Below are 13230 nucleotides of genomic sequence, written 5' to 3' on the forward strand. Positions count from 1 at the left end.
GCGGCCGAGCGGCTACGCGATCAGCCGCACCGCCAGCCCGGCGGCGACCGCGGCGGCGAGAGTGGTGAGCATCCCCCAGCGCAGGCGGAACAAGGCGAACGCGGCGCCCAGGGCGATGAGCAGCGACGGCAGGTCCAGGGTGCGCCAGTCCGGCACCAGCAGGTGGAGCGGGCCGGCATCCACCTGCCCCACGCGGCCGAAGAGCACGTGCAGGGCAAACCAGACGGCCAGGTTCAGGATGACGCCCACCACCGCCGCCGTGATCCCCGCCAGCGCGGCGGAGAGCGCCCGGTTGCCGCGCAGCCGCTCCAGGTACGGCGCGCCCGCGAAGATGAAGAGGAAGGACGGCGCGAACGTCACCCACGCCGTCACCGTGGCGCCCAGGACGCCGGCCAGCAGCGGAGACAGCGGGCCGGGATCGCGCCACGCGCCCAGAAAGGCGACGAACTGCACCACCAGGATCAGCGGCCCCGGCGTGGTTTCCGCCATCCCCAGGCCGTCCAGCATTTCGCCGGGGGCCAGCCAGCCGTAGCCCTGCACCGCCTGCTGCGCCACGTACGCCAGCACCGCGTACGCCCCGCCGAAGGTAACGGCCGCCGCGTGACCAAAGAAAAGCCCCTCTGCCACCCACACGCTCCCACCCCCGAACACCAGCGCCAGCACCGCCACCGGCGCCCACCACAGCACCAGGCAGAGGGCGACCATGCGCGCCGTCCGCCGCCATTCCGGACGATCGCTCAACGGTGAGGGATCGTCCGCATCCACCGAGGGATCCGCCGGATGCGCCCGGCGGTTCATCATCCATCCCGCCGCGCCAGCGCCCAGCACCACCAGCGGAAAGGGGATGGCGAGCAGCGAAACGGCGACGAACGCGGCGGCGGCGATCATCATCGACCCCCGCCCCGCCAGCGCCCGCCGCCCGATGCGGATGAGCGCCTGGACGACCACCGCGATCACCGCCGGCTTCAGCCCGAAGAAGAGCGCCGCCACCAGCGCCGTCCCCTGGAAGGCGGCGTACAGGGCACTCAGCACCAGCATCACCCCAAAGCCGGGGAGCACGAACAGGATGCCGGCCGCCAGCCCGCCGCGCACGCCGTGCATCATCCACCCCACGTAGGTGGCCAGCTGCTGCGCCTCGGGACCCGGCAGCAGCATGCAGAAGTTCAGGGCGTGCAGGAAGCGCGGCTCGTCCACCCACCGCTTTTCATCCACCACGATGCGGTGCAGCACGGCGATCTGCCCCGCCGGTCCCCCGAAGCCCAGCGCACCCACGCGCGCCCACGTCCGCACGGCCTCGTGCAGCGCGACGGGCGGCGGATGGACGCCGGCGGGAGCGGGGGAGGGCGGATGCATGGCGCGCAGGATAGCCGGCGACGGAGGCGTGGACAACGAGCGGCTGAAACTCTGCCGCGGCGGGACGCGTAGGGAGCCACGTCGGTGAAGGTGAACTCAACTACCAAGGAGATCGAGCGATGCTCGCCCCCAAATACATGAAGGTCGTTCGCAAGGTGATGGCCGCGATGATGCTGGCTCCCGCGGAGTCCCCGGTTCCCGGGCTGAACGGCTGGCGCAAGGCCGCCCGGTAAGCACCCGGCTCCATCCACGCGACGAGGCGCGAGGCCACTGGCCCCGCGCCTCGCGCTTTTTCATTCATCCGGCAGGGAATAGGGAATAGGGAACAGGGAATAGGGAACAGGGAACAGGGAATAGCCGGCAACGGCGGGCCGGACGCCGCTACTGCTGGCCCAAGTTCCGTGAGGAACTCATACCGAATCGGTATCGATGGCAATCCAGAAAGTTTGCGCTCCGTGGACGATTTTGCCGCCTGGTTTTCTCCGCACGGAAATCGCCTTTTTCCCTGGAACGGAGCCGATTCCACACCCCACGCCGTACGTTTCTTGCATCCAGTGCCGGGCAGGTCACCGACGCGTGACGTACGGGTTTCTCCCCCGCATGGACGCCGCGCCGTCAGGGAGCTTCCGGGACATCCGGCCCGCCCCGTGAACACCCTTGACGCCCCCGCGCCCGCCGCGCAACTGTGACCATGGCCGCCGCGTCATGGAACGGCCGGCCGCTTCCAATCCTCCCCTCTTGCCCGGAGGTGCACATGGCGTCAGCCCCCTCTTTCACAACGGACCGCATCCGCAACGTGTGCGTGGTGGGACACGGCGGATCGGGAAAGACGACCCTGGTGGATGCGTGCTGCTATTCCAGCGGCACCAGCAAGCGCCAGGGCTCGGTGGATGACGGCACCGCCCTCACCATGTTCACCCCCGAGGAGACCGGCCACGGCATCAGCATGAACGTTTCCGTGGCGCACGCGGCGTGGATGGACAGCAAGATCAACTTCATCGACACCCCCGGCTACCTGGACTTCCTGGGCGAGACGCGCGCCGGGATTCGCGTGGCCGACGGCGCGCTGGTGTGCCTGAGCGCGGTGAACGGCGTGGAGGTGGGGACGGAGCGGGTGTGGGAGCTGGTGCAGGAGCGCAGCCTCCCCGCCATCCTGTTCGTGTCGATGATGGACCGGCAGAACGCCGACTTCGAGCGCGTATACCAGGACGTGCGCGAGCACCTTACGCCCAAGGCCATCCCCGTCGAGGTGCCCATCGGCACGGCCGAGGACTTCAGGGGGATCGTGAACCTGTTCAGCGACAAGGCGCACTTCTACCACGAGAACACGCAGACCGGCGACTACGACGAGGAAGACGTCCCGCCTGAGCTGCAGGCCATGGTGGACCGCTACTACGACGAGCTGATCGAGACCATCGCCGCCACCGACGACAACCTGCTGGAGCACTACCTGGAAGGCGACACCATCACCCGCGACGAGGCGCTGCACGCGCTGAAGCAGGCCATGCTGCGCGGCGAGCTGTACCCCGTCTTTTGCGGCGCGCCGACGAAGACGTGGGGCGCCCGCGCGCTGCTGAGCAAGCTGGTGGAGCTGATGCCCTCACCCCAGGAGCGGCCGGCGGAGCTGGCGCAGGGCCGCAACGACACGGTGGTCGAGATCCGCAACCTGAACAGCGACCCCTTTGCCGCGCTGGTGTTCAAGACCACCAGCGAGCCGCACGTGGGCGAGCTGTCGTTCTTCCGCATCTTTGGCGGCAGCGTGAACAACGGGGCCGAGGTCTTCAACGCCACGCGTGAGAAGGCGGAGAAGCTGTCGCACCTTTCCATCCCCCAGGGACGCGAGCGGCTGGAGGTGGAGGGGCTGCGGGCCGGCGACATCGGGGTGGTGGCCAAGCTCAAGGACACGCACACCAACGACTCGCTCAGCGCACCCGGCCACCCGCTGGTGCTGGCCGGCGTGCAGTTTCCCGAGCCCGACATCGCCGTGGCCGTGGAGCCGGCCACGCGCGGCGAAGAGGACAAGCTGGCCGTGGGGCTGCACAAGCTGCACGAGGAAGACCCCTGCTTCTCGGCCGAGTACAACGCCGAGCTGGGGCAGACCATCGCGCGCGGCCTGGGCGAGCTGCACCTGGAGGTGCAGCTGGAGCGGCTGAAGCGCAAGAACGGGGTTGAGGTGGTGGTCAAGGCGCCGCGCATTCCCTACCGCGAAACCTTCCGGGTGGGCGGCGAGGCGCAGGGCAAGCACAAAAAGCAGACGGGCGGGCGCGGCCAGTTCGGCGACGCGCACGTGCGCATCAGGCCGCTGCCGCGCGGCGAGGGCTACCGCTTTACGGACGCCATCGTGGGCGGGGTGATCCCGGGCAAGTTCGTGCCGGCGGTGGACAAGGGGGTGCAGGAGGCGGCCGCCCGCGGCATCCTGGCCGGGTTCCCGGTGGTGGACTTCGAGGCCGAGGTGTTCTTCGGCAGCTACCACACGGTGGACAGCAGCGAGCAGGCGTTCAAGATGGCCGGCATCCTGGCCTTTCACGCCGCGGCCGAGAAGGCGCAGCCGGTGATCCTGGAGCCCATCATGCAGGTGGACGTCTTTACCCCCGACGACTTTCTGGGCGACGTGATCGGCGACCTGAACCAGCGGCGCGGGCACATCCTGGGCATCGAGCCGGCGGGTCGCAACCAGCGCGTCCGGGCGCTGGTGCCGCAGTCGGAGCTGTACAAGTACAGCACCACGCTGCGCTCGCTTTCGCAGGGCCGCGCCACGCACACGCGCACCTTTCACGCGTACGAGGAGGTGCCGCAGCACGAGGTGCCCAAGCTGGTAGAGGCGGCCAAAAAAGGAGCGCGAGGAGCTGGCGGCGGCCCGCTGACGCCCTTCGCTTCCTGACGTGCGGCCCCGCTCCGGATCAGTCCGGGGCGGGGCCGCTGGCATTCAGGGATGGGCCTCACACGGAGTCAACGGAGTTTGCTCGTGCTGATCCCGCCGGCCGCGTGTGACACGAAGTCCAGAAAACAACATTGGGAGTACAGAGGAACAGAGAAAAGCCAGAGGAACAGAGACAACCCATTTTCCTCTGTTCCTCTGGCTTTTGTCTGTCCCTCTGTACCCCAACTGTTTTAGGGATTCGGTATGAGCGCAGGATTTCCCGCGGGTGAGGATCTGGTTAGCCGCGGGGGAAATGCGTCAGAGCGGCTTTCGCGGGGGCGTTGATTGGCCGTAGATCGATCCGCGCGTTCCTCATCGACCACTCCCGCCTCACCTGAAATATGATTCGCACGATCCTGGCCCTCTCCCTGCTCGTCTCCGCCCCGCTGGCCGCGCAGCAGCGGATCGTGGGCGGTCCCGCGCCGCGCGGCGAAGCGCCTGCACCGCCGGCGATAGACAACCTGAGCGACGAGTTCGATGTGGCGGCGTCGCTGGAGCGGTGGCGCTCGCACGGGGCGGTGGAGGGGTGGCCGGAGATGATCCGCACGCTCCGCATCGACGACGGCGGCGTGCTGCGGCTGGAGCCGACGGTGAGCGGATGGTACGCGGACTTCCGTGCGCCCTTCCTGTTCCAGGAGGTCGACGGCGACTTCGTGGCGACCGCGCGGGTGCGGGCGCGCGGGACGGGCGGCGAGCTGCCGTCCGTCACCTGGTCGCTGGCGGGGCTGATGGTGCGCGAGCCGCGCGCGACGACGGCACAGACGTGGGAGCCGCGCGCGGAGAACTGGCTGTTCGCCACCACGGGGATCGCGGGGCGCGCGGGCCAGCCGGTGCTGGAAACCAAGACCACGGTGAACGGCCGCAGCGCGCTGAACCTGCACCCGGTGCCGGCGGGGTGGATGGAGCTGCGCATCGTGCGGGTGCGCGCGGACTTCCTGGTCTTCTACCGCCCGGACGGCGCGGCGCAGTGGACGCTGCAGGAGCGCTTCCATCGCCCGGACCTGCCGCGCACGCTGCAGGTGGGGGTGAACGCGTACAGCGGGTGGGACCTGGTCCCGGAGCTGTGGAACGACGCGGCGGCGTTCAACCGCACGGTGATCACCGACCGCGCGACGGACCTTGCGGCGGAGTTCGACTACGTGCGCTTCGACCGGCCGCGGGTGCCGGACGCGCTGCGCGGCGTGCGCCTGTCGGACTACCGCGTCCCCGCCGCCCACCTGGTGGCCGCCTTTGCCCCCTGACCAGCGGGGCATCCCTCCATCGAGACTCCCGGATGGGTTGCGATGCGGACGAGGCGGATCGTATGCTGTGGGCTCGTGATCCGATCTCAATTCGTACAGGAGGACGTATGGTCCGTTTTGCCGTGGTGTGCGCAGGTGTGATGGCCCTGGCGCTGGCCGGGTGCGCCAAGGAGCCGGCAGAGCAGGAGAGCCCGGTGACCGACGCGGCCCTGCCGCCCCCGCCGCTGACCACCGAGATGGTGGGCGGCACGGACCCGGCCGCACAGCCCGTCACGCCCGCTCCGGCTCCGGCGGCCACCCCCGCGCCCGGCGCCGCGCCGCAGGGCGCGCCGACGACGTCGCCCACCACGCCCGCACCCGCGACGGCCGCGCCCGCCCAGGCGGACACCAGCCACACGGCGCACGCGGACTCCGGCCATACCGGCCATTGAGCAAAGCGCCTCGCGTGGGGCCAGCGGAGCCGGCGGAGACCAACTCCGCTCACTCCGTCGGCTCCGTGTGAGGCCCATCTTTTCCTGGACTGATGAAGCGAATCTGCGTGTTCTGCGGCTCCAGCCCGGGCGTGCGGCCGGAGTACGCGGACGCGGCCCGGGCCATGGGGCGTGCGCTGGCCGGGCAGGGGATGGGGCTGGTGTACGGCGGCGGCCGCGTGGGATTGATGGGGATCGTCGCGGACGCGGTGATGCAGGCGGGCGGTGAGGCCGTCGGCGTGATTCCCGAGGCGCTGATGCGGCGCGAGGTGGGGCATGCGGCGCTCACCGAACTGCACGTCGTGGGCTCGATGCACGAGCGCAAGGCGCTGATGGCGGACCTCAGCGACGGCTTCGTCGCCATGCCGGGGGGATACGGGACGTTCGAGGAGTTCTGCGAGGTGATCACCTGGTCGCAGCTGGGCATCCATCCCAAGCCCTGTGCCCTGCTGAACGTGGCCGGCTACTACGATGCGCTGCTGGCGATGTTCGACCACGGCGTGGCGGAAGGCTTCATCCGCCCCCAGCACCGCGCCATGGTGCTGACGGAGGCGGACCCAGACCGGCTGCTGGAGCGGATGCGCGGCTTCGTGCCGCCGGACGCGGAAAAGTGGATCCAGCCCGGCGAGCGCTGATCGCCGCACTTGGAGCGCGCGCCCCGACGGAGTAGACTTGTTCCAGCCACCACGTCCCTTCCCTCCCGATCCCATGCGCCTGACTCTGTCCGCCGCCGCGCTGCTGACGATGGTCCCCACGGCCGCCCACGCCATGCCGCCGGCGCTGGCCGGGGCGCTGGGGCTGGCGCCGTGGATGCCCGCGCTGCTGGTGGTCGCGGGGCTGCTGTTCATGGCGGTGGAGGTCTTCCTGATCCCCGGGCACGGCGTGGCGGCGCTGCTGGGGCTGGTGGCGGTGCTGGTGGGGATCGTCCTGTCCATCATGGGGCCGGTGCCCGGGCCCATGGACGTGGCCATCGCCGTGGGCGCGGTGGTCTCGAGCCTTACACTGGTGGGCGTGGCCATCTGGGGCGTGGCGTCGCGGATACGCGCGGGCGACCCGCTGCTGGGCGGCATGCTGCGCCGCGAGGACGGCTACATCGCCGCGCTGCCGCGCCCGGAGCTGGAGGGGGTGGACGGCATCGCGCTCACCGACCTGCGCCCGGCGGGAAAGGCGGAGATCGCGGGCGAGCGGCTGGACGTGGTGAGCGAGGCGGGGTGGATCACCGCCGGCTCGCCCGTGCGCGTGCTGCGCGCGGAAGGCTACCGCCACGTGGTGCGCGCCGTCCCCCTTCCGCCGCCCCCGCCCGCGGACGAGACGCTGCCGGGCTGAAGCTTCGCCCGTTCCGGATCGAGGAGCAGCAGCTACTCGCAACTTCTTCCGCCCCATCCACGTACGACCGATCCGCGCCGGACGGATGTTCGTCTCCGGTGCCGGTTCCGCCCCCTGGCGGGCCCCCGACCCCTGACCCGAGACCGCGACCATGGACCCGATCGCATCCACGCTGTTCCTGATCTTTCTGGCCTTCATCGGCATCATCATCTTTCTGCAATTCGTCCCGCTGGGGCTGTGGATTCAGTCGGTGTCGTCGGGCGTGTACGTGGGGCTTACGCGGCTGTTCGCCATGAAGCTGCGGCGCGTGAACCCGGCGCGCATCGTCCACCCGCTGATCACGGCCCACAAGGCGGACCTGCCGCTGAACGTGACGCAGCTCGAGGCGCACCACCTGGCCGGCGGCAACGTGGAGCGCGTGGTGCAGGCGCTGATCGCCGCGCAGAAGGCCGGCATCACCCTCACCTTTCAGCAGGCGACCGCCATCGACCTGGCCGGGCGCAACGTGCTCGAGGCGGTGCAGACGTCGGTGAACCCCAAGGTCATCAGCACGCCGCGGGTGGCGGCCATGGCCAAGGACGGAATCCAGCTCATCGCCATCGCGCGGGTGACGGTGCGCGCCAACATCAACCGCTTGGTAGGCGGCGCGGGCGAGGAGACCATCCTGGCGCGCGTGGGCGAGGGCATCGTGTCGACGATCGGCTCGGCGGCCAGCCACAAGGCGGTGCTCGAGAACCCCGACAACATCAGCAAGACGGTGCTCAGCAAGGGGCTGGACGCGGGGACGGCGTTCGAGATCCTGTCCATCGACATCGCTGACGTGGACGTCGGCAAGAACATCGGCGCCGAGCTGCAGACGGACCAGGCCGAGGCCGACAAGCGCATTGCCCAGGCCCGCGCCGAGGAGCGCCGCGCCATGGCGGTGGCGCTGGAGCAGGAGAACCGCGCCCGCGTGGAAGAGATGCGCGCCAAGGTGGTGGAGGCCGAGGCGCAGGTGCCGCTGGCCATGGCCGAGGCCTTCCGCAAGGGCAACCTGGGGGTGATGGACTACACCCGCATCCAGAACATGCAGAGCGACACCTCCATGCGGCGCGCGCTGGCGGCGCCGGCGGGCCCGGTGCCGGGCAACGGCGGCGGAGCCTGACGGATGGAGTTCCTGGTCCTCCTGTTCTTTTTCTTCATCATCTTCTCGGTGGTGAAGTCAGAGGCGGGAAAGAAGACGCCCAAGCTGCCGCCCCCGGCGTTCTACGACGTGTCGCAGGTGCCGCCGGAACACGTGCTGCGCGTGGGCGGCGCGCCGGCGGCCACCCTCCCCGCGCGGACCGGCAGCCTGGAAGAAAGCACGTCGGAGCTGATGTGGGACGAGCTGGCGGGCGACGCCGAGCGGGACGCCACGATTGAGACGCCGGTGGAGGTGGTGTCGCTGGAGCGGACGGAGGGGATGTCGGTGGAGGCCCGCCCCATGCCCGAGGCGGCGGTCACGCTGGAGCAGGAGGTGGACTGGGAGGCGGAGCACGACCGCTTTCACAAGCGCTACGTGGACGTGCACTCCACGGGCTCGGCGGCGCGCCACGGGCTGCTGGACGAGCTGCGCGACCCCGCCGCCCTGCGCCGCGCGGTGCTGATGGCCGAGATCCTGGGTCCGCCCAAGTCGCTGCGGAAGTAGCCGTCCCTTATCGAGGAACAACACCGTTAAGAGTACAGAGGAACCGAGTAGACAGAGGAACCACGATGATGTCTCGGCTCGCTTTCTCTGTCTGCCTCTGTTCCTCTGTACGATTATTCTGTTTCAGGATCTGGAATCACGCGGAGACATGGAAGGAAAAGACGAGGACGTGGATGAAGCCTTCATCCGCGTCCTCTCTTCGCTTCCTGCGCGTGGCCGCGTGACGTCAGTGCGCCTCGTCCGCGCCGCCGTGGAAGCCGTAGTCGGCGCCGCGCAGGGCGTACTCGTCATCCCGGCCGTAGCCGGCGGCGGTCTCGCGCGGCAGGACGTAGCCGTCCTGGGGCACGTAGCCGGGGGCGCCGCGCGACGTGTAGTCGTCGCTGCGCATCTCCAGCTCACCGGCGGGAACGTCCAGCCGGTCGCCCGCCATCGGGCGGCCGGCGAACGGAAGGTCGTCCGCGACCCCGTGCACGTCGACGGCCGTGCGGCCGCGACGGCGGACGTTGCTGGCCAGCAGCACGCTCAGCGCGCCCACGGCGGCCAGCGCCAGCGCGGTGCGCGGCGGGTTGAGCGCGGCGCGCGTGTAGGCGCTGGTGCGCATCACGTACCCCTCGTAGTCGCCGTGCAGCCGCCCGTTCTCCAGCGGCGGCTGATAGAGGGTGTCGCGGCGGCCGGGGCGCGCCGGCTCGTCCTTCATCTGCCCCCGGAACATGTTGCGCTCCATCATGCGGTCGGTGAGCCGCGGGGCCAGAATGCCCATCATGGCGTTCATCCGCCCGCCGCCGCCCACGGTCACGGAGCGCCGCGGGTGCTCGGCGCAGTACAGGATGGCGCGCGCCACCGTCTCCGGCCGGTAGACCGGTGGCGGAAAGTCGGGCTCGCGCTCCATGAGGTTGCGCGCGTGCTGGGTGAAGGGGGTGTGGATGGAGCCCGGCTTGACCAGCGTGACGGCGACCGGCGCGCCGTCGTGCTCCAGCTCCATCCGCAGCGCGTCGGTGAACGCCTTGACGGCGTGCTTGCTGGCGCTGTAGTGCCCCTGCAGCGGAATGGCGCGGTCCGAGACGATGCTGCCGATGTTGATGAGCGCGCCGCCGCTCTGCCGCAGGTAGGGGAGCGCGGCCAGGGCCCCGTTCACCATCCCCCAGTAGTTGGTCTGGAACAGCCGCTCCGCGTCTTCTACCGGCACGTCCGTCAGGCGGCCGTAGATGGAGACGCCGGCGTTGTTCACCCAGGTGTCGAACCCGCCGAACTCGCGCAGCGCCGTCTCCACGATGCCGCGCACGTCGGCGGCGTTCCCCACGTCGGCCACGGCGAAGGTCGCCTCGCCGCCCTCACCCCGGATCTCTGCCACGATGCGGCGCAGCGCCTCTTCGTCGCGCGCGGCCAGTACCACCCGCGCGCCGCGGCGGGCGGCGGCGCGCGCGGTGGCCAGCCCGATGCCGCTGGAGGCGCCCGTCACCACCATCACCTGCTCGCGAACCGGCTTCAGCGTGATCTGCATCTTGCGTTCTCCCATGCACTTGAGGCCCGTCTGCAGCAAGCCGGCAGGCGGATGCAAGCGATGGGCCGGAGGGGGACGGAGAGTGCGGGAGTGCGGGAGTGCGGGAGTGCGGGAGTGCGGGAGTGCGAAAGTGCGGCGCTTCGGACGATGCAGCGCGGGCGCCCCCTCCGCTCGCTCAGGCTCGCACCTCCCCCAAGTTTGGGGGAGGTTGGGGTGAGGCGGGGTTTGAGGCGGTCGAACGGCATCCCGCTGCGTCCGCGGGGGGCCTCACCCGCTCGCTTAGGCTCGCACCCTCTCCCACAAGTGGGAGAGGGGTATAGACGGCGCGAATACCTCCGGGTGCGTTCCGCAGTCCAAGCCCCGTTCGGCGAGCGCAAGCGAGCTGAGACGGGGCTTCTGGCCTTTCTAGCCGCGGGCTTTAGCCTGTGGCGGCCGTGCGCACCCGCCGGCGGATCCGGCGCACCCACCCGTTCACCCCTTCACCCGCTCACCCGCTCACTCCATCCCCTCCCGCATCACCTTTGCAGAGGCTAGCTTCCCGGCGAGCCAAGGGAGGCGGATTGATCGCGATGCTGTGGATGGCGGCGGCGCTGCAGGCGGGGAGCCCGCCGGCGCAGGTGCCGGAGATGCTGGTGGAGCGGCGGCTGGCGGAGGCGGTTCCGCTGGCCGTGGGCGACACGGTGCGCGCGCGGGCGCTGGCGGGCACCGGCCCGGCGCGCCCGTTCGTGGTGGCCGGCGTCTTCGAGCGCGAGGCGGACCCCAACCGCATCGCCCGCAACGACTACGAGGTGCGCCTGCACCTGCCGGACCTGGAGGCCATGCTCCCCACGCACGACCGCGTGGACCGCTTCGCCATCGTCCTGGCGCCCGGCGCGGACGCGGACTCGGCGGCGCGGTGGATCGAGGGGGTGGCGTTCGGCACGCGGGCGTACGGGAGCGCGGCGCTGGCGGAGCAGACCAGCGCCACCTTCGCCGTTGTCTCGCGTTTCCACGACGCCATCGGCATCGTCACCATCCTGGCGAGCGCCATCTTTTTGCTCTGCGTGATGGTGATCCGCGTGGACGAGCGAAAGCGCGACATGGGCGTGCTGCGGCTCATCGGCGTCAGCCGCGGCACGGTGTTCCGCGCCATCGTGCTCGAGGCCATCGGCATCGCCATCGTGGGATCGGCGGCGGGGGCGGGGCTGGGGATCCTGGTCGCGAAGGTGGTCAACGCCTACTACGCGCGGGTCTACGACACCACGCTGCGGTTTGCGCTGGTGACGCCGCGCATCGTCCTCCTCGCCGCGCTCCTGGGGCTGGCGCTGGGGGCGGCGGCGGGCGCGCTGGCGGCGTGGCGCGTGGTGCGCGTGGCGCCGCAGAAGCTGGGCGAACGGTGATCGTATCCGCCTTTCTGCGCTCGTTCTTTCGCCGCGGGGGGCGTACGGCGCTGGCGCTGTCGGGGATCGCCGTGAGCGCGGCGCTGCTGCTGGACATGACCATGCTGGCCAGCGGCCTGACCGGCTCGTTCGGCGAGCTGCTGGGGGTGAGCGGATACGCGCTGCGGGTGACGCCGCGCGGCAGCCTGCCCTTCGACAGCGAGGCGGGGATCGTCGCGGGCGACGACGTGGGGCGGCGGATCGCGGCGGTGCCGGGGGTGCGCGCCGTGGCGCCGGTGCTGGGCGCGCAGTTCTACCTGGCGCGCGGCGACAGCGCCGGCGAACCGCTGTTCACCAGCGGCGTCGACCCGGCCTCGCAGTTCCTCTACCGCATCGTGGACGGCCGCGAGCCCGGCGCGGGCGAGGTGGCGGTCAGCGAGCCGCTGGCGCGCGACGAAGGGCTGGAGGTGGGCGACACCCTGCGGCTGGCGGCGGACCTGGACGTGTCGTTGGGGCGCGCGCGGCAGACGCGGGCGTACCGGATCAGCGGCGTGGCGGACTTTCTGTACGACTATGCGGACCAGCGCTCCCTCGCCATGCCCATCGGCGAGGTGCAGCGGGTGACCGGCCGGACCGGCGAGGTCTCGCTCTTTGGCGTGGCCACGGACGAGGGGGTGGACGACGACGCGCTGGCGGACCGGATCACCGCGGCGGTGCCGGAGGTATCCACCTACTCCACGCGCGAGCTGATGGCCGAGATGGACCGCCGCCTGCTCTACTTTCAGCAGCTGGCGACCATCCTGGGAAGCATTGCGCTGGTGGTGACGGCGCTGCTGGTGTCCACCATCATCACCATCGGCGTGCGCGAGCGCTTTGGCGAGATCGCCACGCTGCGGGCGATCGGGGTGGCGCGCGGGCGGGTGCTGCTGGCGATCGTGGTGGAGGGGCTGGTGCTGGCGGGGATCGGGTGCCTGCTGGGGCTGCCGCTGGGGCTGTGGATGGCGGGCCGGCTGGACCGCATTCTCCTGGGGTTTCCCGGCATCCCGGCGAAGATGACCTTCTTTGCCTGGGAGCCCGGCCGCGTGCTGCTCGCAACCGGCATCGTTATCCTCGTCGGCGCGCTCGCCGGCCTGCTGCCGGGGTGGAACGCGGTGCGAACGCCGCTGGGGCGGGCACTGCGCGAGGAGGCGGAGTGAGGGGCTTCGGTGGGGTTCGTCGCGCACGGCAGTCCCCGGGTTGAGCCGCCCCGGGTTGAAACCCGGGGCTAGAAGGGCCATAAGCCCCGCCCAAGGCTCGCAAAGCTCGCCAGGCGGGGCTTCACCCGCTCGGGAGGGCGGGGGCCGGCGCGGGGTAGCGGGATTCGGCCCGTGATTCGCCACGGCAGCGGGAGCGCCA

At 70.7% G+C, this 13230-nt stretch carries 11 protein-coding genes; 9 read left to right on the plus strand and 2 right to left on the minus strand.

Going from position 1 to position 13230, the window contains the following annotated elements; translation table 11 throughout:
- Nucleotides 1-12: 12 nt before the first annotated feature.
- The gene (chrA, locus tag VGC13_RS15440) at nt 13-1353 is read right to left on the minus strand and encodes a chromate efflux transporter (protein ID WP_331126161.1); all 1341 of its coding nucleotides are present in this window, start codon (nt 1351-1353) and stop codon (nt 13-15) included.
- A 754-nt stretch (nt 1354-2107) separates the two neighbouring features.
- Here chrA and fusA point away from each other — a divergent pair.
- From fusA to VGC13_RS15475, 7 genes are all read left to right on the plus strand, one after another.
- Nucleotides 2108-4234, plus strand: coding sequence for an elongation factor G (fusA, locus tag VGC13_RS15445; protein ID WP_331126162.1), 2127 nt, complete (start codon nt 2108-2110; stop codon nt 4232-4234).
- Between the two features lie 380 nt (nt 4235-4614).
- Nucleotides 4615-5514, plus strand: a complete 900-nt coding sequence (locus VGC13_RS15450) for a DUF1349 domain-containing protein (RefSeq protein ID WP_331126163.1) — start codon at nt 4615-4617, stop codon at nt 5512-5514.
- Nucleotides 5515-5621: 107 nt separating this feature from the next.
- The gene (locus VGC13_RS15455) at nt 5622-5945 is read left to right on the plus strand and encodes a hypothetical protein (RefSeq protein WP_331126164.1); all 324 of its coding nucleotides are present in this window, start codon (nt 5622-5624) and stop codon (nt 5943-5945) included.
- A 92-nt stretch (nt 5946-6037) separates the two neighbouring features.
- Entirely contained in the window at nt 6038-6619 is a 582-nt protein-coding gene (locus VGC13_RS15460; RefSeq protein ID WP_331126165.1) for a TIGR00730 family Rossman fold protein, read from the plus strand.
- 73 nt (nt 6620-6692) lie between these two features.
- Nucleotides 6693-7310: an NfeD family protein gene (locus VGC13_RS15465; protein ID WP_331126166.1), complete on the plus strand. Its 618-nt coding sequence runs from the start codon at nt 6693-6695 to the stop codon at nt 7308-7310.
- 151 nt (nt 7311-7461) lie between these two features.
- Nucleotides 7462-8454: a flotillin-like protein FloA gene (gene floA, locus VGC13_RS15470; RefSeq protein WP_331126167.1), complete on the plus strand. Its 993-nt coding sequence runs from the start codon at nt 7462-7464 to the stop codon at nt 8452-8454.
- Between the two features lie 3 nt (nt 8455-8457).
- Nucleotides 8458-8976 carry a hypothetical protein gene (locus VGC13_RS15475; protein ID WP_331126168.1) on the plus strand — a complete coding sequence of 173 codons (519 nt, stop codon included), beginning with the start codon at nt 8458-8460 and terminating at the stop codon, nt 8974-8976.
- A gap of 226 nt (nt 8977-9202) precedes the next feature.
- On the opposite strand, the gene VGC13_RS15480 is transcribed toward VGC13_RS15475, so the two are convergent.
- Nucleotides 9203-10477, minus strand: coding sequence for an SDR family oxidoreductase (locus VGC13_RS15480; RefSeq protein WP_331126169.1), 1275 nt, complete (start codon nt 10475-10477; stop codon nt 9203-9205).
- 569 nt (nt 10478-11046) lie between these two features.
- On the opposite strand from VGC13_RS15480, the gene VGC13_RS15485 reads away from it, so the two are divergent.
- Entirely contained in the window at nt 11047-11856 is an 810-nt protein-coding gene (locus VGC13_RS15485) for an ABC transporter permease (protein WP_331126218.1), read from the plus strand.
- Nucleotides 11853-13031, plus strand: coding sequence for an ABC transporter permease (locus VGC13_RS15490; RefSeq protein ID WP_331126170.1), 1179 nt, complete (start codon nt 11853-11855; stop codon nt 13029-13031). Before VGC13_RS15485 ends, VGC13_RS15490 begins: the two co-directional genes overlap by 4 nt.
- The last annotated feature ends 199 nt before the right edge of the window (nt 13032-13230 follow it).

The organism is Longimicrobium sp., from assembly GCF_036399255.1.
Classification (GTDB): domain Bacteria; phylum Gemmatimonadota; class Gemmatimonadetes; order Longimicrobiales; family Longimicrobiaceae; genus Longimicrobium.

Coding starts and splice junctions, on each gene's coding strand:
- chrA (WP_331126161.1), bottom strand. CDS start 1,353: ATGCATCCGCCCTCCCCCGCTCCCGCCGGCGTCCATCCGCCGCCCGTC.
- fusA (WP_331126162.1), top strand. CDS start 2,108: ATGGCGTCAGCCCCCTCTTTCACAACGGACCGCATCCGCAACGTGTGC.
- VGC13_RS15450 (WP_331126163.1), top strand. CDS start 4,615: ATGATTCGCACGATCCTGGCCCTCTCCCTGCTCGTCTCCGCCCCGCTG.
- VGC13_RS15455 (WP_331126164.1), top strand. CDS start 5,622: ATGGTCCGTTTTGCCGTGGTGTGCGCAGGTGTGATGGCCCTGGCGCTG.
- VGC13_RS15460 (WP_331126165.1), top strand. CDS start 6,038: ATGAAGCGAATCTGCGTGTTCTGCGGCTCCAGCCCGGGCGTGCGGCCG.
- VGC13_RS15465 (WP_331126166.1), top strand. CDS start 6,693: ATGCGCCTGACTCTGTCCGCCGCCGCGCTGCTGACGATGGTCCCCACG.
- floA (WP_331126167.1), top strand. CDS start 7,462: ATGGACCCGATCGCATCCACGCTGTTCCTGATCTTTCTGGCCTTCATC.
- VGC13_RS15475 (WP_331126168.1), top strand. CDS start 8,458: ATGGAGTTCCTGGTCCTCCTGTTCTTTTTCTTCATCATCTTCTCGGTG.
- VGC13_RS15480 (WP_331126169.1), bottom strand. CDS start 10,477: ATGCAGATCACGCTGAAGCCGGTTCGCGAGCAGGTGATGGTGGTGACG.
- VGC13_RS15485 (WP_331126218.1), top strand. CDS start 11,047: ATGCTGTGGATGGCGGCGGCGCTGCAGGCGGGGAGCCCGCCGGCGCAG.